Below are 20,803 nucleotides of genomic sequence, written 5' to 3'. Positions count from 1 at the left end.
CCTTCGCTGATCGCAGCGGGGCTGTCAAGGGGCGGCCCGCCCTGCGCCGGCCGGCGCGGGGCGGCGACCCGTCCGGTCAGCCCGTCGGGGCCCCGGCCGCGTCGTCGACCAGGTCGTTGACGCAGCGCAGCACCGGCCGGCTGGTCAACGCCACCAGGTCCGGCGGCGCGCCGCCGGTCACCGTGAACGTGACCGACTCCCCCGGCAGCAGGGTGACCAGCGCGGTGTCCACCTCGGCGGCCGGGTCGAGCCGGTCCGGGAACAGCGTCAGGTCACGCAGCACGGTCTGCGCGGTGACCCGGACCCGCTGGCCGCCGTCGACCGGTTCCACCGTCGCCTCGTAGCGGGCCGCCGGCCAGTGCACGTCCCGGTCCTCGGCGAAGAACCACAGGGCCCGCTCGGCGGTGTCACCGGCCTCGGCTACCAACAGCTCCCGGCGTTCCTCCTCGGCCACCGCCAGGTCCGCCGGCAGCGGCACCGTCACCGCCGCGTACGCGGGCACGTCGAGCGGGTACGAGGTCTTCGCCCTCGGCTCGCCGGTCAGCGTCGTCCGGGTCACCGTCACCGGGGCCCGCCACGGGACGCCGGTCTCGTTCACCGCCACCAGCACCAGCCCGCCGGCCCGGGGCTGGACGGTGAGCAGCCGGTCGGCGTACGCCCGGCGCAGCGCGTACCACAGGGGTTTGCGGCGGCCGTCGCCGTCGACCGCCGACCAGGAGGTGACCGGCCAGCAGTCGTTGAGCTGCCAGACGATGGTGCCGGAGCAGACGTCGCGGTGCGCGCGGAAGTGCTCCACCCCCAGCTGGATGGCCCGCGCCTGGTTGAGCTGGGTCAGGTAGTGCCAGTCGTCGAAGTCGACGGGCGGTGGCAGGTGCGCGTCCAGGCCCCGCTGGAGTTTCGCGTCCCCGTCGGCCGCCTTCTGGTGGTGGGCCATCCCCGGCGAGTCGGGCGCGAGCGGCTCGTCGGAGAGCGCCCGGCGCAGCGTCGCGTACGCCGGGGGCGCCTGGTAGCCGAACTCGGCGACGAACCGGGGGACGTACTCGCGGTACCTCGTGTAATCGTCGGTGTTCCAGACGTCCCAGATGTGCGTGGTGCCGTGCGCCGGGTCGTTGGGGTGGACCGCCTCGCTGCCCGACCACGGGCTGCCCGGCCAGTACTGTCGGGTCGGGTCCAGCTCGCCGACCACCCGGGGCAGCAGGTCCAGATAGAAGCCCCGCCCCCAGCTCCGGCCGGCCAGCGGCTCCTGCCAACCCCAGTCGTGCCAGCCCCAGATGTTCTCGTTGTTGCCGGTCCACAGCACCAGCGACGGATGCCCCGCCAGCCGGTTCACCTGCTCGCGCGCCTCCGCCTCGACCTCCGTGCCGAACGGCTCCTCCTCCGGGTAGGCCGCGCAGGCGAACAGGAAGTCCTGCTGCACCAGCAGGCCCTGTTCGTCGGCGAGGGAGTAGAAGTCGGTCGACTCGTACCGGCCGCCGCCCCAGACGCGCAGCAGGTTGACGTTGGCGGCGGCGGCCTGGGTGAACCGTCGGGCCAGCCGGTCGCGGGTGACCCGGGTGGGGAACGCGTCGTCGGGAATCCAGTTGACCCCCCGGACCAGCACCGGCACGTCGTTGACGTGCAGCGTGAACGGGGTGCCGTGGGCGTCGGGGGTGGTGTCCAGGCGGACCGAGCGGAAGCCGACCCGCTGCGACCAGGTGTCCAGGGTGCCGCCGTCCGCGCCGGACAGGGTCACCGTCAGCGGGTGCAGCGGCTGTGCGCCGTACCCCCGGGGCCACCACAGCTCGGGGTCGGCGACGGTGAGGGTCAGCGCGGCCGTGCGCCGCCCGGCCGGGACGGTCGCCTCGCCGGTCACGCCGGCGACCTCGGCGCGGACGGTCAGCGGGGTGTCGGTCGCCCGCTCGACCGCGACGTGCAGCTCCACCCGGCCCCGCCCGTCGACGACCGTCACCAGTGGACGGACGGTGTCGAGCCGGGCGGTGGACCAGGCGTGCAACCCGATCTCCTGCCAGATCCCGGCGGTGACCAGCGTCGGCCCCCAGTCCCAGCCGAAGTTGCAGGCCATCTTGCGGATGAACGGGAACGGCTCCGGGTAGGCGTTGGGCCGGTCGCCGAGCCGGTCCCGCTGCGCCTCGGCGTACCGGTACGCCGAGGCGAACCGGACGGCGAGGGTGTTCTCCCCCGGCCGCAGCGCCGACGCCACGTCGAACCGGTACGACCGGTGCATGTTCGCGGTACGGCCCAACTCGACGCCGTTGAGAGTGAGCGTGGCGACCGTGTCCAGCCCGGCGCAGACCAGATCGACCCGGTCGTCGGCACCGGGCCGGTGGACGAACGTGGTCGCGTACTCCCAGTCGGTGCGGCCGATCCAGGTCAGCGCCGTCTCGTTGGCGTCGAGGTAGGGGTCGTCGATCAGGCCGGCGGCGAGCAGGTCGGTGTGCACGCAGCCCGGCACGGTGGCGGGCACCGCCCGGCCGGCGACGGCGTCGGGCACCTGCGGCCCGGACACCGCGCGCAGCTGCCATCCCTCGTGCAACGCCTGACGGTTCACGACTTCACCGCGCCTTCCATGATTCCCCGGACGATCTGCCGGCCGCCGATGAAGAGCATCACCAGCAGCGGGACCGTGGCGATGAACGCCCCCGCGAGCACCCGACGGTAGATGACGTAGTTGCCGCTCGCCAGATCGGAGACGGCCACCATCGAGGTCGGGTAGTCGGTGCCGCTGAGCGTGATCAGCGGCCACTGGAAGTCGTTCCAGGTCGCCACGAAGGTGAGCAGGCCCAGCACCGCCAGGGCCGGGCGGATCGCCGGCAACGCGATGCTGCGGTAGATCCGCATGGTCGTCGCCCCGTCGACCCGGGCCGACTCGACCAACTCGTCGGGGACGCTGTTGACGATGAACTGCCGCATGTAGAACACCCCGAACGCGGTGACCAGGCCGGGCGCGATGACCGCCAGCAGGGTGCCGTTCCAGCCGAGCCGGCCCATCACGATGTAGAGCGCGACGATGCCGAGCTGGTTGGGCACGGTGAGGGTGAGCACGACGAGCAGCATCAGCGCGTTGCTGCCCGGGAACCGCAGCTTGGCGAAGGCGAACCCGGCCAGCGAGCAGAAGAACAGCACCGAGGCGGTCACCACGGTCGACACGATGACGCTGTTGACCAGGGAGGCGGCGAAATAGACGTCCTGGAGGGAGAACACCTCGCGCACGTTGACCAGGAACCGGTCGCCGGGCACCACCGCCGGGGGCAGCTTCGCCAGCGCCTCGTCGTCGCTGGTGGCGATGACGAACATCCAGTACAGCGGGAACGCGGCGAACAGGAAGGTCAACGACAGCAGCAGGTACGTGCCGAGGCCGGCCGGGGTGTCCTGCGGCGCGCGGCCCAGCAGGGCGGGCCGGCGCACTACGTTCCTCGCGCTCACCGATCTCCTTTCGTTCGCGACTGCGGGACTCCGCTGCGCTACGTTCCTCGCGCTCACCGGCGACCCCTTTCGTTCGCGACTGCGGGACTCCGCTGCGCTGCGTTCCTCGCGCTCACCGGCGACCTCCCGACAGGCGGTTGGTGAGCAGGGTGTTGAGCCCGGTGACCAGCAGGATGATCAGGAACAGCGCCCAGGACATCGCGGCGGCGTAGCCGAGGTTGAGGTCCTTCCAGCCGACCTTGTAGATGAGCTGGGCGATGGTCTGCCACTCGCCGTTCGGCCCGCCGGTGGCGGCCTGCGCGTTGAGGTCGAACAGCATCGGCTCGGTGAACAGTTGCAGCCCGCCGATGGTGGACAGCACCACCGTGAACACGATCACCGGTTGGATCATCGGCACGGTGATCCGCCAGAGCTGCCGCCACGGGCCGGCCCCGTCGATCGCCGACGCCTCGTAGACGTCGCGCGGGATGGACTGCATGGCGGCCAGGTAGAGCAGTGCGTTGTAGCCGATCCACTTCCAGTTGACCATCGTGGCGATGGCGATCCAGGCGTGCGGCTTGTCGGCCCGCCAGTCGATCGCCGCGTCCCCGGCCCCGCCGATGCCCACCTCGGCGAGCAGCCAGTTCGCCATCCCGAAACTGCGGGAGAAGAAGACGCTGAACACCATCGTCGAGGCCACGATCGGGGTGACGTACGGCAGCAGCACCCCGACCCGCCACCAGGTCTGCGCCCGCAGCCTGCGGTTGAGCAGCGACGCGACCACCAACGCCAGCAACAGTTGCGGCACCGAGGAGAGCAGGAAGATGCCGAACGTGTTGTAGAGCGCGTTCCAGAAATCCTCGTCGCCGACGAGCCGGGTGAAGTTCGCGAACCCGGCCCAGTAGGGCAGGGTGGGGTCGTCGAGCCGGTAGTTGCGCAGCGCGACGACCCCGTTGAACAGCAGCGGGAAGAGCCCGAAGACGCCGAACAGCAGGAAGAACGGCGCGACCATCAGGTAGGGCAGGTAGCGCAGGTCGAACCGGTACAGCCGGTCGCGCCAGCCGAGCGACCGGTCGCCGGCCCCGGAGGCGTCGCGCTCCGGCCCGGTGCGGTGACTCGACGGCGGCACGGCACGGGTGGTGGACACGGGGCTTCCTCCAGGGCCGGGGATCGGAACGGGGGCGGACGGGCGGACGGTCAGGAGGTGCCGGCCTTCTGGGCCTCCTTGACCGCCTCGGCCCAGGCGGCGTCCGGCTTCAGGGTCCCGTTCTGCACCCTGGTGATGACGTTCTCCACGGCGACCCGGGTCGGGCCGTTCTTCTTGCCCAGGTACTGCGGGGTGAGCCCCTGCGCCATCTTCGGGAAGATCTGCCCGACCGGCGCGTCGTGGAAGAACGGGTTCTTGAACTCGGCGATCGCCGGGTCGGCGTAGAGCGCCGGCTGCGAGGGCAGGTTGCCGACCTTCTTGAAGATCTCGATCTGCTGCTCCGGCTGGATCAGCCACTCCAGCAGCCGGTACGCCTCGTCGACGTGCCTGCTCTGCTTGGGGATGGTGAGGAACGAGCCGCCCCAGTTGCCGCCGCCGCCGGGCACCGCGGCGATGTCCCACTTGCCCTGGGTGCCGGGTGCGGTGTCCTTGATGTGGCCGAGCATCCACGCCGGGCAGGCGAGGACGGCGAACGAGCCGGCGGTGAAGCCCTTGTCCCAGTCGGCCTGGAAGCTGGCCAGGTTGGCCGAGAGACCGGCCTGGATCGCCCTGATCGTGTAGTCGAAGGCGACCCGGGGACCCTGGTCCATCTGGAGTTGTTCCTGCTCGTTGTAGAAGCCGACGGGCTGCTGGCCCAGGATCGGGTTGAACAGGTTGGTGCCGGAGTCGAGGAACTTCTTCTTCGTCCGGCCGGTGTAGTCCTGGCCGACCTCGATGAACTTGTCCCAGGTGGGCCAGAGGGCGGAAACCTGGTCGCGGTCGGTGGGCAGCCCGGCGGCGGCGAACAGGTCGGTGCGGTAGCACATGGCCAGCCCGCCGACGTCGGTGCCGAGGCCGATCTGGGTCTTGCCGTCCGCCGACAGCGACTGCTTCCACTTCCACGGCAGGTACTTGCTCTCGTACGAGCCGGCGCCCTTGTCGAGCAGGTTGACGAACTTGTCGGACTGGCTGCGGAACTGGACCATGAAGCCCTCGTCGATGGCGGCGATGTCGGCCGCTCCGGAGCCGGCGACGAGTTTCTTCTGGAGATCCTCGTGCTGGGCGTTGTACTCGCCCGAGTTGAGTTGGATCTTGACGTTGGGGTGGTCGGCCTCGTAACGGGTCTTGAGGTCCTGGAGACCGAAGTCGCCCCAGAAATTGATCTTCAGGGTGACCTGGCCGCCACCGTCCGAGCCGGTGGTGCTCTTGCCGCTGCACGCCGCGACCAGCGTCAGGCTGACGACGCCGACCGCCGCCGCGCGGGCCCAGCGGGTCCAGGACCGTGTCATCTCATCCTCCGCGCACGCGATGGAAACGCCCCCGATATCGAGGAACGTCGACTGAACCGGATAAGTGAGGCCACCGTACGGGCCACCCCGTGCACTGTCAACGGCCGGTTAACGACGACCCCGGGCGGTAACCGGAGCTGCCCCGAAAGCCCTGCCGGCGTGCCGGGCCACGCCTTCCGGCAGGTGGAAGGGTCGCCCGTCACCGGTGGCGGCACGCAGCCCGACCGGCACACTTAACCGAGCAAGCGAATCAGCCGCCCCCGCCGCACGGGACCGGCCACGGCCGGGGACGACGGCCGGCGGGGGCACCGGTAGCGTGAGGACCGCCGGCGACCCCGGCCCGAGGACGGCCTGCCCAGGCCGCGAGAAGTGGAGGAAAACGCCGGTGAAGCGGCCGACCATCGCCGACGTCGCCCGACGCGCCGGGGTGTCCAAGGGCGCGGTGTCGTACGCGCTCAACGGGCAACCGGGCGTCTCGGAAGCCACCCGGCAACGCATCCTGGCGATCGCCACCGAGATCGGTTTCAGCCCGAGCAGCGCCGCCCGCGCGCTCTCCGGCGCCACCGCCAACGCCGTCGGCCTGGCCCTGTGCCGACCGGCCCGGATACTCGGCATCGAACCGTTCTTCATGGAGCTGATCAGCGGCGTCGAGGCCGAACTCTCCGCCCGGTCGTACGCGCTGACCCTCCAGGTGGTGGCCGACCAGGAGGCGGAGATCGCCGTCTACCGCCGGTGGTGGGCCGAACGGCGGGTCGACGGGGTCCTCGTCTGCGACCTGCGGACCGACGACATCCGGGTGCCCGCCCTGGAGGAGTTGCAACTGCCCGCCGTGGTGATCGGCGGCCCGCGGCACACCGGCACGCTGGCCCACGTCTGGTCGGACGACGCGGCGGCGCTCGCCGAGGCGGTGGAGTACCTGGTCGCCCTCGGCCACCGCAAGATAGCCCGGATCGGTGGGCTGCCGTCGCTGCTGCACACCGAGATCCGTACCGACGCGTTCGCCGAGGTGTGCGGCCGGCTCGGGCTCACCGACGCGGCGACCGTCTGGTCGGACTACACCGGCGAGGAGGGCGCACGCGCCACCCGGCGGCTGCTCAGCTCCGCCCAGCGTCCCACCGCGGTGATCTACGACAACGACGTGATGGCGATCGCCGGGCTCGCCGTGGCCCAGGAGATGGGCCTCGGCGTCCCCACCGACCTGTCCATCGTGGCCTGGGACGACTCACCGCTCTGCCAACTGGTGCACCCGCCGCTGACCGCGCTCGGCCGGGACATCCCCGCCTACGGCGCGCACGCCGCCCGCCAGTTGCTCGCCGTCATCGCCGGCGAACCGGTGCACGGCCTCCAGGACGAGACGGCGCACCTGACGCCCCGGGGCAGCACCGCACCGCCCCGATCGAGATGAACCGGTTCACCTAGGCCCGCCCCCACCGTCAGCGGGACGTCGTCGGGAACTCCTCGAAGTACGCCTCGACCCGCTCGGCGGTGGCCGGACGCGCCAACGCGAACCCCTGCCCGTACCGGCAGCCGGCCCGGGTCGCCCGCGCCACGTCCGGCTCCGACTCCAGCTCCGCCATCACCACGGTCACCCCCAGCCGCTCCCCCAGCCCCACCACCACGTCGATCAACGGGCGGGACTCCTCGTCCGGGTCGACCGGCCGGGGCTGCACCTTCAACAGGTCGATCGGCAGCCGGCGCAGTTGGGCCAGGGAGGCGTGCTCCGCCCGGAAACTGTCCAACGCCGTGCGTACCCCCAGCGACCGCAGGCCGGCCAGCCGGGCCACCACCGTGGGCAGGTCGGCCCCGAGCCGCGACTCGGCGATCTCCAGCACCAGCCGCTCCGCCGGGACGCCGTGCCCGGCCAGCACCGCCGCCACCCGGGGCACCAGATCCGGCGCCAGCAGCTCGGCGAGGGTGACGTTGACCGCCAGCCACAGCTCCCGACCCCCGGCCGACCAGTCGGCGAGCTGCCGGCAGGCCCGGTCGAGCACCCACCGGCCCAGCTCCCCCAGCAGGCCGAGATCCTCGGCGACCGGCAGGAACTCGGCCGGCAGCACGGTGCCCAGCACCGGGCTGCGCCAGCGCAGCAACGCCTCGACGCCGGCCGGTCGCCGGTCGGCCAGCGCCAGCACCGGCTGGTAGACCAGGTCCAGTTCACCCCGGGCCGCCGCCCCGGGCAGCTCCCGTTCCAGGTCCAGCCGGCGGACCAGCTCCTCTTCCAGGCAGGCGTCGTACCACTCGACCCGGTTGCGGCCGAGCTGGACGGCCCGGCGGCGCGCCAGGTCGGCCTGGCGCAACGCGTCCTGCGGCGACGTCGCGGCCAGCTCGGTCAGGCCCACGCCGACCCGGAGCCGGCCCATCCCGGTCGGCACCGGGCACGGCTCGGTCAACGCGGCCAGCAGCCGCTCGCCCAACGCGTACGCCGGGACCGGGCCGGCATCGGTGACCACCGCGAACTCCTCCCCGGACAACCGGGCGACCAGGTCCCGGGGGCCGACCACGTCGCGCAGCCGGCGGGCGGTGACGACCAGGAGCGGGTCCGGGCCGGCGGCGTCCTGCGCCGGGCCGAGCCCGTGCACGTCGACCAGGAGCAGCGCGCCGGGAGTGCCGCCCCGCTCGTCGAGCACCCGCAGCAGCTCCCGCCGGGTGGACAGGCCGGTGAGCGGGTCGGTGGCCGCGACCCGACGCCGCTCACGCTCCAGCCGTCGGCGGTCACCGACGTCGCGGACGTGCAGCACCACCGCGGCCACCTCCGGCACGGCCCGCTGGTCGCTCACCGTCGCCTCGGTCTCCCGCCAACCGCCGTCACCGGTACGCATCCGGGCCACCAGCAGCGGCGCGACGGTGTCGCCCGGCCGCCCGGCCAGCCGGGCCAGGACGCCCGGCGCGTCGTCCGGATGCAGCAGGTCGGCCAGCGCCCGCCCGCACACCGCCTCCTGACGCAGCCCGAACCAGCGTTCACCGGCCGCCGAGAGCCAGTGCACCCGCAACCCGTCGTCGAGGACGAGGACCAGGTCACGACCGCCGGCGACCAACGTGCGGAAGTACGCCTCGCGGGCGGCCAACTGCCCGGCCCACCGCCGCTGGTCGGTCACGGAGATCAGTTCCCGGGCCACCAGCGGCGGAATCACCGCCAGCCCCAGCAGGACGGCGGTCGGGGTGAACCCGCCGACGAACGCCAGGTGGCCGGCCGCCGCCACGGTCGCCACCGCCGCCGGTGCGGTCACCCGGGGCCAGGCCGGTGGCGGGCCGGTCGGACCCGCCGGATCGCCCGCCGCGACCCGGGCCATCCCGGCGGCCGTCAGCAGCGCCCCGCCGACCAGCAGCGGCACCGCGGTCAGCAGCGTCACCGTGGGCGCCCGGTAGGCCAGCAGCACCACCAGGTCGGCCAGGCCGAGCAGGACGGCCGCCACCCCGAGCAGGCACCGGGCCGCGCCGGGGTGGCGACGGTGCCCGGCCAGCGCGCCCACCAGCAGCCCGGCCAGGACGCCCGCGCCCGCGACGGTGACCACCCGGACCACCGGTGGCACCGGGCCGGACGGGACCAGCACCCAGCCGGCGAAGAGCAGGGCGGTGCCGAGGCCGAGCACGTCGACGCCGCGCCGCCACCGGGCCCGGGGCGTCAGCCGGGAGTGGCCGGGCAGCAGGAGCAGGCCGACCGCGTAGGCCAGGGTGGCCGCGCCGAGCCCGGCCGCCGCGACCTCGGCCCGGCGGACCGCCGGTGCCAGCGGTAGCACCGCCACGGTCATCCCGACCACGGTCACCGCGATGTTGAGCAGGACGGCGGCCCGACGGCGGCGGCGGGCGCGACGGTCCCGCCCACCGGTGCCGGTGAGGCGGAACAGCCGGGCGGCGGCCACGGCACAGCCGCCCGCGCCCGCCATCGTGGTGGCGGCCAGCGGCGGGACGGCGTCGACCAGGCCGGCGGTGACGAGGAGCGCGACCAGCACCGCGAGCGCGACGGGTGCGGACGGTGGGCGGCGGACGGGGTGAGCGACGGTCACGGCGGTCGCCTTCGTGAGGGGGACACGGCGCGGTGCGACAGGGGGTTATCGGAGAAACGAGGCACCGCCCTCCCGGTTACGCCCCTCGGCCGTGACCTACGTCACCAGTCAGCGTCGGTCGCGACCGGTCCGCCGCCCGCCCGGTGCCGCCCCGGCCCCGGGTGGAATCATCGGGGGGGTGAGTCGCGCCGACACCATCCGCTTCCGGCACAACCAGGCCATCCTGGTCGCGGCCGTCATCGCCACCATCGGCGCGCTGCCCCTGGCCGCCGCCCGGTGGTATCTGCTGCCGGTGCTGCTGGTCCCGCTGACCGTCGCGGTCTGGGCCTGGCGCTCCGGCACCGACGCCGACCCACACGGGCTACGGCTGCGGGCACTCGCCGGGGGCCGGCGCATCCCCTGGGAGCAGGTCGTCGAGCTGGCCACCGACCCGCGCGGCCGGGCCGTCGTCCGGCTCGCCGACGGGCACCAGCTGCCGCTGCCCGCCGTCCGGGGCGTCGACCTGCCCCGGCTGGTCGCGGCCACCGGGCAGGCCCTGCCGGACGCACGCTGAGCCCGGACACCCACCACCGGCGGCCGGCCCCGCCCCAGTCAGTAGCCGTCCACCACCGTGTTGACCAGCGGTGACCCGGCGACGAACCGGCGCACCTGCTCCCCCACCAGCCGGTACGCCCGGGGCAGCAGCCCGCGTACCGAACCGGCGACGTGCGGGGTGAGCAGCACGTTCGGCAGCTCCCAGAGCGGATGGTCCGCCGGCAGCGGCTCCGGGTCGGTCACGTCCAACGCCGCCCGCAGCCGCCCCGAAGTCAGCTCCGCGACCAGCGCCGCCGTGTCCGCCACCGGGCCCCGGGCGGCGTTGACCAGCAGCGCCCCGTCCGGCATGGCGGCCAGGAACGCGGCGTCGACCAGCCCCCGGGTGGCGTCGGTCAGCGGCACCAGCAGCACCACCACGTCGGCCCCGGGCAGCAGGCGGGGCAGCTCGGTCACCGCGTGCACCCCCTCGGCCGGCCGGGCGGTCCGGGCGACCAGGGTGAAGGTGACGTCGAACGGGGCCAGCCGGGCCCGGACCGCCGCGCCGATCGAACCGGCCCCGACGATCAGCACCCGCTTGCCGGTCAGCTCGTCGGTCGGCGCGACCCGGTCGTACGCCCACTCCCGGCGGGCCTGCGCGCGGGCCAGCTCGGGGAACCCGCGCAGCTGGGCGAGGATCGCGGTGACCACCCACTCGGCGGTGCCGGCGTCGTGCACTCCCCGGGCGTCGCAGAGGGTGACCCCGGCGGGCACCCGACCCGTCCAGGCGTCCGCCCCGGCGGAGAGCAACTGCACCACCGCCAGGTCGGGCAGCCGGTCCAGCATCGCCGTGGTGTCCACCCCGGCCAGGAACGGCGGCACCCAGAACCGGACGCCGGCCGGATCGCCGGGCGGATTCGCCGGGTCGGCCCACGGCTGTACCGTGACACCGGCCGGGACCGGACCGAGCAGCTCCACCCCGGCGGAATGCGGGATCCATACCTTCACGCGTGCCGACGATAGCCCTCCGACAGGCGGGCCGGGCCGACGGGCCGACCGACGACGCCGGACCAGACGTCGTCACCACGCCGACGGGTGATGGTCAGGTGGGACGGGTATAACCGAGGGTCGGAACGCCGAACGGTGTCCTCCCCCATCACGGTAGACAGGTGGTCGATGACCGAACGCACCGTACGGCCGGACGTCGACATCGCCGCGCTGGCCGATCCGGCCCGGCTGCGGTCACTGACCGAGACCGGCCTGGACGCCGCGCCGGACGAGGCGTTCGACCGGTTCGCCCGGCTGGTCAGCGACCTGCTCGACGTGCCGGTGGCGCTGGTCTCCCTGGTCAGCGAGACCCGCCAGTTCTTCCCCGGCGCGGTCGGGCTGCCCGACCCGTGGGCCGCCCGCCGGCAGACCCCGCTGAGCCACTCGTTCTGCCAGCACGTGATCGACACCGAGATCCCGCTGGTGCTGCCGGACGCCCGGCTCTACCCCCGGGTACGGGAGAACCTGGCCGTGCCGGAGCTGGGCGTCGTCGCGTACGCCGGGATGCCGCTGACCGACCTGGACGGCCGGGTGCTCGGCTCGCTGTGCGCGATCGACAGCAAGCCCCGGGCCTGGACGAAGGCGCAGCTACGGACGCTGGCCGACCTGGCGGCGGCCTGCTCCTCGGAGCTGCGGCTGCGGATCGCCCTGGACGCGGCCGAGGAGGCGCGCCGCCTGGTCGAGCAGGCGCACGACCGGCTCAACCTGCTCGCCTCGCTGAGCGAGACCCTGACCGGCACGCTCGACGTGGAGACGGCCGTGGGCCGGCTGGCCGACGCGGTGGTGCCGTCGCTGGCCGACTGGGCCCTGGTGACCCTGATGGACCAGGGCGGCGCTCCCCGCCGGGTCACCGCGGTGCACCGCGACCCGGACCGGGCCGCCGAGGTGACCCGCTTCGGCGAGCTGGCGTCGACCCGGCTCGGGCCGACCTCGATCACCCGGACGGTGCTGCGGACCGGTCAGCCGGTGCTGCGCAGCGCCGCCGACCTGGACGACGTCCGCCGGGCCAGCGACACCCCGGAGCTGGTGGCGCTCGCCGAACGGCTGGGCTTCGCCTCGCACCTGACCGTGCCGGTGCCGGCCCCCGGCCGGGGCACGGTGATGGGCGCGGTCACCCTGGTCAACGGGCCGGAGCGGCGGGCCTTCGACGACGACGACCTGGGCACCGCCCTGGAGATCGGCCGCCGCGCCGGGCAGGCGGTCGGCAACGGCTGGATCTACTCCGAGCAGCGGCACGTCGCCGAGGTGCTGCAACACAGCATGCTGCCGCAGTTGCCGCACAGCCCGTGGGTGGAGCTGGCGGCCCGCTACCAGCCGGCCGCCGACCGGGTGGAGGTGGGCGGCGACTGGTACGACGCCTTCGTCCAGCCCGGCGGCGACCTGGTGGCGGCGATCGGCGACGTCGCCGGCCACGACATCGAGGCCGCCGCGACCATGGGCCAGCTGCGCAACCTGGTGCGGGGCAACGCGTTCGGCCGGGACGACCCGGTCGAGGAGCTGATGCGGCGGTTGGACGCCACCATCTCGGGGTTGCGTATCCCGACCGCCGCCACGGCGGTGCTGGCCCGGCTGCGGCCGGTCGCCGGCGGGGTGGCCGTCACCTGGTGCAACGCCGGCCATCCCGCGCCGCTGCTGGTCACCGCCGACGGCACGGTACGGCTGCTCGACGGCCGGTGGGAGCCGCTGCTGGGGCTGACCCGGCCGACCCCGCGTACCGGGGCGGAAGTGCTGCTCGCCCCCGGGGACACCCTGTTGCTCTACACCGACGGGCTGGTGGAGCGGCGGGACCAGTCGATCGACGAGGGGATGGCCCAGTTGTGCGCCCGGGTCGCCGCCGCCGGTGCCCGGCCCGCCGCCGACCTGTGTGACCTGCTGCTCGGCACCGGGCACCGGCGCGAGGACGACGTGGCGCTGCTGGCCCTGCGGGCCCGCTGAGGCGTGCACCGGCCGGTGAGCCGTCCCCGGTGGCCCGGCCGGTCCGGATTCGCGGGCTAGGCTGGGGCGGGTGAGCGCCCGTCTCCCGTACCCCCGCACCGTCCGGGTCCGCGCGGCCCTGGCGGCCTCCGGTGCCGCGCTGCTGCTGACCGGGTGCAGTTTCGGCCCGCCGGAGCCCGATCCGGCCGGTGAGCCCCCCAACCTGCCGACCCCGTCGGCGTCGGCGAACACCCCCGAGCAGCAGGTGGTGGCCACGGTCCTGGCCAAGGGGCTGCGGGTGCCGTGGGGCATCGCCTTCCTGCCTGACGGGGCGGCGCTGGTCACCGAGCGGGACAACGGCAGGATCCTCAAGGTCGGGCCGGAGTCGGGGCCGCAGGGGTTGACCGTCACCCCGGCGCAGACCGTGCCGGGGGTGGCCGCGTCCGGCGAGGCGGGCCTGCTCGGCATCGCCGTCTCCCCGGCGTACGCGCAGGACCGGACGGTCTTCGTCTACTACACCACCGAACAGGACAACCGGGTGGCCCGGTTGACGCTGGGCGGCACCCCCACCCCGGTCCTGACCGGCATCCCGAAGTCCGGCAACCACAACGGCGGCGGGCTGGCGTTCGGCCCGGACGGGCAGCTCTACGTCAGCACCGGCGACGCCGGTGACCGGGACGCCGCCCAGGACCGCGCCAGCCTGGCCGGCAAGATCCTGCGGATCACCCCGGACGGCAAGCCGGCGGCGGGTAACCCGTTCCCCGGCTCGCCGGTCTGGTCGCTGGGGCACCGCAACGTGCAGGGCCTGGCCTGGGACGCCGGGAAGCGGATGTACGCCACCGAGTTCGGGCAGAACACCTGGGACGAGATCAACAAGATCGACAAGGGGGCGAACTACGGCTGGCCGACGGTGGAGGGGCAGGCCGGCGACGGCAGGTTCGTCGACCCGGTCGTGCAGTGGGGCACCGACGAGGCGTCCTGCTCGGGGCTGGCGGCCACGGGCCGGCTGCTGGCCGCCGCCTGCCTACGCGGGGAGCGGCTCTGGCTGGTGGAGCTGACCGATGCCGGTACCGCGCTCGGCGCGCCCCGGGAACTGCTCACCGGGAAGTACGGCCGGTTGCGGGCGGTCGCCGCCGCCCCGGACGGTTCACTCTGGGTGTCCACCTCCAACCACGACGGGCGGGGCCAGCCGACCCCGGAGGACGACCGGCTGCTGCGACTGGTCTTCGCCGAGGGTGGGGCCGGGAGGAGCTGACGACACGCCGACGGGTCGGACAGCCGGGCAGGTACCGGGCGGATCAGCCGTCCGTCCGCCGGGTTTGCCAAGATCTTTCACGGGGCAGGTCAGAATCTCATCATGGGCGGTCAGGAGAACGAGCAGCGCGGGCCCGGGGAGACGGACCTTCCCGCCCGGCGTGAGCGACGCTGGCGGACCTGGTGGTCGGCCCTGCGGTCGGCCCGGGCCCGACGGTTCGGCGTGGTGCTGGCGGTGCTGCTGGTCGCCCTGACCGGAACGGTCATCGGGGTGTTCGCCGGCGGCCGGGTCAGCACCGACATCGGCCCGTTCCGCGCCGACCTGACCCTCGCCCCGGCGGTGCGGGGCGGCACCACCGTCGACATCCCCCCGCTGGGCGCGCTCCAACTCGACAGTCACCAGGGCCCGACCCACCTGACGGTCGGGCTCGGCGCGCTGGACCAGCGCAAGACCGAGGCGTTGATCGACGACCCGGCCAGCATCAGCCGGGCCAGCCAGTCGGCGGTGACCGACGTCCGCAACGGGGTGCTGCGGCTCGGTCTGCGTACCCTCGGGGCGGCGGTGCTGGTCACCCTGCTGCTGGCCGCGTTGGTCTTCCGGGACACCCGGCGGACCGCCTGGGCCGGCGGGGTGGCGCTGGTGGTCACCGCCGGCAGCCTCGGCCTGGCCGCCGGCACCGTCCGCCCGCAGGCCATCGAGGAACCCCGCTACGAGGGCCTGCTGGTCAACGCCCCGGCGATCGTCGGCGACGCCCGCCGGATCGCCAACGACTACAGCCGGTACGCGGAGCAGTTGCAGCGGCTGGTCGGCAACGTCAGCCAGCTCTACACCACGGTCTCGGCCCTGCCGGTGTACGAGCCGGCACCGGGCACCACCCGGGTGCTGCACGTCTCCGACATGCACCTCAACCCGACCGGCTGGCAGCTCATCCGGACCGTGGTCGAGCAGTTCGGCATCGACGTGGTGATCGACACCGGTGACCTGACCGACTGGGGCAGCGAGCCCGAGGCGTCGTACGTCGGCTCGATCGGCCTGCTCAAGAAGCCGTACGTCTACATCCGGGGCAACCACGACTCGCCCCGGACGGCGGCGGCGGTGGCCCGCCAGCCGAACGCGGTCGTGCTGAACAACTCGACCACCACCGTCGCCGGGTTGACCATCGCCGGCATCGGCGACCCCCGGTTCACCCCGGACAAGGAGACCTCCCCGGCCGGCAGCGGCCTCACCGCGCAGGTCGCCAACCAGGTGATCGGGGCCGGCGAGACGCTCGCCACCACGGTCCGCGACTCGCCGCGCCCGGTGAACATCGCGCTGGTGCACGACCCGGCCTCGGCCGGGCCGCTCTCCGGCACCTGCCCGCTGGTGCTGGCCGGGCACACCCACGCCCGGCAGGTCTCGAAGCTGCCGCAGGTGGCCGGCCAGCAGCCGACCCAACTGATGGTGGAGGGCTCGACCGGCGGTGCCGGGCTGCGCGGCCTGGAGGGCGAGAAACCCACCCCGCTGTCGATGACGGTGCTCTACTTCGACCAGCAGAAACTGCTCCAGGCCTACGACGACATCACGGTCGGCGGCACCGGGCAGGCCCAGGTGAACCTGGAACGGCACGTGATCCGCGACCCGGCGAAGGGCGCCGACGTCCCGGTCACCCCCACCCCGACCCGGGGCGGCTCGGAGTCCCCGTCGCCCTCCGGGACCGGCCCGACCCCCACCTCGCCGACCCCCAGCCCGACCAGCTGACCCACCGGCAGGCCCGCAGCGACGCGCCGCCTGCGGCGGGCCTGCCGGCGGCCATGGCTGCGCCCCGGCCGCCCGGGTACCGCCCCGCGCCACGGCACCACCTTCCACCGAAGTCACCGAAAGTGACTTCCGGGCGACACCCGCCTACCCGCGCTCGGCGACTTTGCTCTGCCGCCCTCACGGCGACAGTTACTTTCCGCGACGAGGCGGCTGCCCACCCGCTCGGCCGCGCTTCCCATCCCCGCTGCTCATAGGGCTGTCGCCTTGATGGCAGCAGAGCAAAGGATGCAGACCTACCACTCCGTGGTCGCCACGCACGACACCCAGCGTGACCACAGTCAGCATCAGCCAAATAGGCACGGAGAGTGATCGTCAGCCGCAACGGCCACACCGAACCGGACCAGGCCAGGCCGTGCCAGCGCCGGGGTGGGCCAGCGCGGAGCGCGGTCAGCGCAGCGACAGGGCCGCCAGGGCGGCGTTGACGATGCTGCCGGGAAGCAGGTCGTGCAGCTCGTACAGGTCACGGACGCTGCCGGACTGGCCGAACTCGTCCACCCCCAGCGGCACCGCCGGCACCCCGAGCGCCGAGCCGAGCCAGGCCATCGTGTGCGAGGCGGCGTCGTGCACGGTCACCAGCGGGGTCCGGTCCCCGAAGGCCGCCCGCAACGCCCCCGGCACGCTCGGCACGGTCGCCGTACGGACGCCCTGGCGCAGGGTGCGCTGCCAGGCCCGGTAGAGCCGGTCCAGGCTGGTCACGTCGACCACGTGCGCCGCGATGCCCTCCTCGGCCAGCTCGGCGGCGGCGGCCAGCGTCTCCGGCAGCACCGCCCCGGAGGCGGCCAGGGTCACCACCGGCGCGTCGGCCAGCTGCGGGTACGCCTGGTGCGCGTCCACCAGCCGGTACGCCCCGGCGACCACCTGCCGGCGCAGCACCGCGTCACCGAGGCGGACCCGGGCCGCCTCGAACGGCGCCTGGTCCAGCGGGCGGGTGCTCAACCGGAAGTAGTACGCCCCGTCCTCGGCCGGCGCGGCGGTGGCGGCCGGCGCGGAACCCTGCGCGATCTGCCCGAGCGCGTCACAGAGCAGCCAGTCGAGGCTGGTGGCGTACGCCGGTTCGCAGAGGGTGACGCCGGGCAGTTCCAGGCCGACGGACGCGGTGATGGTGGACTGGTGCGCGCCGCCCTCCGGGGCCAGGGTGATGCCCGACGGGGTGCCGGCCACCACGAACCGGGAACCCGAGTAGGTGCCGTAGAGGAACGCGTCCAGGCCGCGCAGCACGAACGGGTCGTAGACCGTGCCGACCGGCAGCAGCGGCTGCCCGGACAGGTCCCAGGACAGGCCGAGCTGACCGAGCAGCAGGAACAGGTTCATCTCGGAGATGCCCAGCTCGATGTGCTGCCCGGCGGGGCTCTCCGTCCAGCGCAGCATCCGGTCCTCCGACCAGGAGCGCCGCTCGGTGGGGGCGAACACCCCGGTCTTGTTGATGAACCCGGCGAGGTTGGTGGAGGTGGCCACGTCCGGCGCGGTGGTGACCAGGTAGGGGGCCACCTGCGGGTCCCGGGCCAGCTCCACCAGCACCCGGCCGAAGACCTCCTGAGTGGAGACCGGCTTGTGGGTGCGTACCCCGGTGGCGTCGGGGACGGTGACCCCCAACGACCGGTGGCGGGGCGCGCGGGCCAGCGCCTCCCGGCGCGCGCCGGCCCGGATGCCGGCCGGGCTCGCCGGGTCGAGGCGGTCCCACTCGGTCGCGGCGGTCAGCCCGTGCGCCGCGCGCAGCGCGTCGACCTGCGCGGTGGACAGCAACGCGGAATGGTTGCGCGGATTGCCGGCGATCGGCAACCCCCACCCCTTGACGGTGTACGCGAAGACGACGCTGGGCCGGTCGGTCACCGCGTCGCACTGGGCGTACGCGTCGAGCATCGCCGCCAGGTCGTGCCCGCCGAGGTCGGTGACGAGCGGGGCGAGTTCCTCGTCGGTCAGGTCGGCGATGAACCCGGCGATGCCGTCGGGTGCGCCGTCCAGGAACTGCCGGCGCAGCGCCGGCCCGGTCAGCCCGAACAGCGACTGGTACTGCTCGTTGGGCATCCGGTCGATCCAGTCGCGCAGCGCCGCCCCGCCCGGCCGGGCGTACGCCTGGGCGAGCCGGCGGCCGTACTTGACCTCCACGACGTGCCAGCCGGCGGCCTCGAACTGCCCGCGCCACTGGTCGATCCGGATGCCCGGGACCACCCGGTCCAGCGACTGCCTGTTGAAGTCGACGAGCCACATCACGTTGCCCAGGCCGGTGGTGGCCGGGTCGGCGACCGCCTCCCAGATGTTCCCCTCGTCCAGTTCGGCGTCGCCGATCAACGCGACGAACCGGGAGTGCGGGCGGGCCCCGAAGTGGGCGTCGACGTAGCGTCGGGTCACCGCGGCGAACAGCGGGGCCGCCGCGCCCAGCCCGACCGAGCCGGTGGAGAAGTCCACCGCGTCCGGGTCCTTCGTCCGCGACGGGTACGACTGCAACCCGCCCCGCGCCCGCAACCGCGGCAGGTACGACCGGTCCAGGTTGCCCAGCAGGTACTGGATCGCGTGGAACACCGGGGAGGCGTGCGGCTTGACCGCCACCCGGTCCTCGGCGTCCAGGTGGGCGAACCACAGCGCGGTCATCGCGGTGACCAGGGAGGCGCTGGACGCCTGGTGGCCGCCGACCTTCACCCCGTCGCCGGTGTCCCGGTCGTGGTTGGCGGCGTCCACGATCCGGGTGGCGAGCCACAGCACCCGGCGCTGGATCTCGTCGAGGACGTCGAGGTCGTGCTCGTTCACGGGAACTCCATCCGGGCGTCGCCGTTGACGCCCTCGGTGGGGGGGTCGCGCGGGTCGCGCGCGTACCCCGGGGAAGGGGTGAGGGCCACCGTCGGGTCACGACGGCGGCCCTCGCGGGTCGCGGGCGGGAAGCCCCGGCTTCCGGCCCGCGCGGTCAGCCCTGCACGCCCAGGCGCTCCAGGACCAGGTCACGGACGGTCTTGGCGTCGGCCTGGCCACGGGTGGCCTTCATCACCGCGCCGACCAGCGCACCGGCCGCGGCGACCTTGCCGCTGCGGATCTTGTCGGCGATGCCCGGGTTGGCGGCGATCGCCTCGTCCACGGCGGCGGTGAGCGCGCCGGTGTCGGAGACCACCTCCAGGCCCCGGTTGGTCATGATCTCGGTCGGCGAACCCTCGCCGGCCACCACGCCCTCCAGCACGGCACGGGCCAGCTTGTCGTTGAGCTTGCCCGCGTCGACCAGCCCCTGAAGCTCGGCGACCTGCGCCGGGGTGGCCCCGATGTCGGCCAGCTCGGTGCCGGTCTCGTTGGCCCGGCGGGACAGCTCACCCAGCCACCACTTGCGGGCCGCCGCCGGGGTCGCGCCGGCCGCCACGGTCGCCTCGATCAGCTCGACCGCACCGGCGTTGAGCACCGACTGCATGTCGAGGTCGGACAGGCCCCACTGCTCCTGGAGCCGGCGACGGTGCAGCCGGGGCAGCTCCGGCAGGGCCGCCTTCAGCTCGGCCACCCAGGCGGTGTCCGGGGCGAGCGGCACCAGATCCGGCTCCGGGAAGTACCGGTAGTCGGTGGCGGTCTCCTTCGAGCGGCCCGGCGTGGTGTCCCCGGTGTCCTCGTGGAAGTGCCGGGTCTCCTGGGTGATCCGGCCGCCCGCGTCCAGCACCGACGCCTGACGCAGGATCTCCGAACGGACCGCCCGCTCCACCGACCGCAACGAGTTGACGTTCTTGGTCTCGGTGCGGGTGCCCCACTCCTCGCCGGGCAGGTTGAGGGAGGTGTTGACGTCGCAGCGCAGCGACCCCTCCTCCATCCGGACGTCGGAGACGCCCAGCGAGCGCAGCACGTCCCGCAGCTCGGTCACGTACGCCTTCGCCACCTCGGGGGCGAGCGCGCCGGTGCCGGGGACCGGCTTGGTGACGATCTCGACCAGGGGGATGCCGGCCCGGTTGTAGTCGACGAGCGACTCGGTCGCGCCGTGGATGCGGCCGGTGGACCCGCCGACGTGCAGCGTCTTGCCGGTGTCCTCCTCCAGGTGCACCCGCTCGATGCCGATCCGCACCAGCTCCCCGTCGACCTCGACGTCCAGGTAGCCGTCGGAGCACAGCGGCTCGTCGTACTGGCTGATCTGGAAGTCCTTCGGCATGTCCGGGTAGAAGTAGTTCTTCCGGGCGAACCGGCACCATTGCGCGATGGAGCAGTTCAACGCCAGGCCGATCCGGATGGTCGCCTCGATCGCCGCCTTGTTGGCCACCGGCAGCGAACCGGGCAGCCCCAGGCACACCGGGCAGACCCGGGTGTTCGGCTCGCCGCCGAAGTCGGTCGGGCAACCGCAGAACATCTTGGTGTTCGTACCCAGCTCGACGTGGGTCTCCAGGCCGATCACCGGCTCGTAACGCGCAACGACCTCGTCGTACGCGGGCAGTGTCGTCGTCAT

At 73.7% G+C, this 20,803-nt stretch carries 13 protein-coding genes; 5 read left to right on the top strand and 8 right to left on the bottom strand.

Annotated elements, in window-relative coordinates:
* Positions 1-76 precede the first annotated feature (76 nt).
* The 4 genes from FJK98_RS06835 to FJK98_RS06820 form a co-directional block, all read right to left on the bottom strand.
* Entirely contained in the window at positions 77-2,548 is a 2,472-nt protein-coding gene (locus FJK98_RS06835) for a glycoside hydrolase family 2 protein (protein ID WP_145918275.1), read from the bottom strand.
* Positions 2,545-3,405, bottom strand: coding sequence for a carbohydrate ABC transporter permease (locus tag FJK98_RS06830; protein WP_145922614.1), 861 nt, complete (start codon positions 3,403-3,405; stop codon positions 2,545-2,547). The genes FJK98_RS06835 and FJK98_RS06830 overlap by 4 nt, the downstream gene beginning before the upstream one ends.
* A 130-nt stretch (positions 3,406-3,535) precedes the next feature.
* Entirely contained in the window at positions 3,536-4,549 is a 1,014-nt protein-coding gene (locus FJK98_RS06825; RefSeq protein WP_145918274.1) for a carbohydrate ABC transporter permease, read from the bottom strand.
* Positions 4,550-4,599: 50 nt separating this feature from the next.
* On the bottom strand, positions 4,600-5,877 hold the full coding sequence (locus FJK98_RS06820; RefSeq protein ID WP_145918273.1) for an extracellular solute-binding protein: 1,278 nt from the start codon (positions 5,875-5,877) through the stop codon (positions 4,600-4,602).
* 385 nt (positions 5,878-6,262) lie between these two features.
* Between FJK98_RS06820 and FJK98_RS06815 the strand changes: the two genes are divergently transcribed.
* Positions 6,263-7,282, top strand: coding sequence for a LacI family DNA-binding transcriptional regulator (locus tag FJK98_RS06815; protein ID WP_145918272.1), 1,020 nt, complete (start codon positions 6,263-6,265; stop codon positions 7,280-7,282).
* Positions 7,283-7,310: 28 nt separating this feature from the next.
* Here FJK98_RS06815 and FJK98_RS06810 read toward each other — a convergent pair whose 3' ends face one another.
* The gene (locus FJK98_RS06810; protein ID WP_240762656.1) at positions 7,311-9,881 is read right to left on the bottom strand and encodes a bifunctional diguanylate cyclase/phosphodiesterase; all 2,571 of its coding nucleotides are present in this window, start codon (positions 9,879-9,881) and stop codon (positions 7,311-7,313) included.
* A gap of 178 nt (positions 9,882-10,059) precedes the next feature.
* On the opposite strand from FJK98_RS06810, the gene FJK98_RS06805 reads away from it, so the two are divergent.
* Positions 10,060-10,434: a PH domain-containing protein gene (locus FJK98_RS06805; RefSeq protein WP_145918271.1), complete on the top strand. Its 375-nt coding sequence runs from the start codon at positions 10,060-10,062 to the stop codon at positions 10,432-10,434.
* A 38-nt stretch (positions 10,435-10,472) separates the two neighbouring features.
* On the opposite strand, the gene FJK98_RS06800 is transcribed toward FJK98_RS06805, so the two are convergent.
* On the bottom strand, positions 10,473-11,399 hold the full coding sequence (locus tag FJK98_RS06800; protein WP_145918270.1) for a 2-hydroxyacid dehydrogenase: 927 nt from the start codon (positions 11,397-11,399) through the stop codon (positions 10,473-10,475).
* A 168-nt stretch (positions 11,400-11,567) separates the two neighbouring features.
* Between FJK98_RS06800 and FJK98_RS06795 the strand changes: the two genes are divergently transcribed.
* The 3 genes from FJK98_RS06795 (at position 11,568) to FJK98_RS06785 (ending at position 16,344) form a co-directional block, all read left to right on the top strand.
* Positions 11,568-13,373 carry a GAF domain-containing SpoIIE family protein phosphatase gene (locus tag FJK98_RS06795; RefSeq protein ID WP_145918269.1) on the top strand — a complete coding sequence of 602 codons (1,806 nt, stop codon included), beginning with the start codon at positions 11,568-11,570 and terminating at the stop codon, positions 13,371-13,373.
* A gap of 70 nt (positions 13,374-13,443) precedes the next feature.
* Entirely contained in the window at positions 13,444-14,607 is a 1,164-nt protein-coding gene (locus FJK98_RS06790; RefSeq protein WP_145918268.1) for a sorbosone dehydrogenase family protein, read from the top strand.
* A gap of 102 nt (positions 14,608-14,709) precedes the next feature.
* The gene (locus tag FJK98_RS06785) at positions 14,710-16,344 is read left to right on the top strand and encodes a metallophosphoesterase (protein ID WP_145918267.1); all 1,635 of its coding nucleotides are present in this window, start codon (positions 14,710-14,712) and stop codon (positions 16,342-16,344) included.
* A gap of 447 nt (positions 16,345-16,791) precedes the next feature.
* Here the strand turns inward: FJK98_RS06785 and FJK98_RS06780 are convergent, their stop codons facing one another.
* Complete coding sequence (locus FJK98_RS06780) at positions 16,792-19,149, bottom strand: transketolase C-terminal domain-containing protein (protein WP_145918266.1); 2,358 nt, start codon at positions 19,147-19,149, stop codon at positions 16,792-16,794.
* Positions 19,150-19,303: 154 nt separating this feature from the next.
* Entirely contained in the window at positions 19,304-20,803 is a 1,500-nt protein-coding gene (gatB, locus tag FJK98_RS06775; protein WP_145918265.1) for an Asp-tRNA(Asn)/Glu-tRNA(Gln) amidotransferase subunit GatB, read from the bottom strand.

It is taken from the genome of Micromonospora sp. HM134, assembly GCF_007833915.1.
Lineage (GTDB): Bacteria > Actinomycetota > Actinomycetes > Mycobacteriales > Micromonosporaceae > Micromonospora > Micromonospora wenchangensis.
Note: the sequence above shows the minus strand (reverse complement) of the source record. Positions and strands in the feature narration are given on the sequence as shown.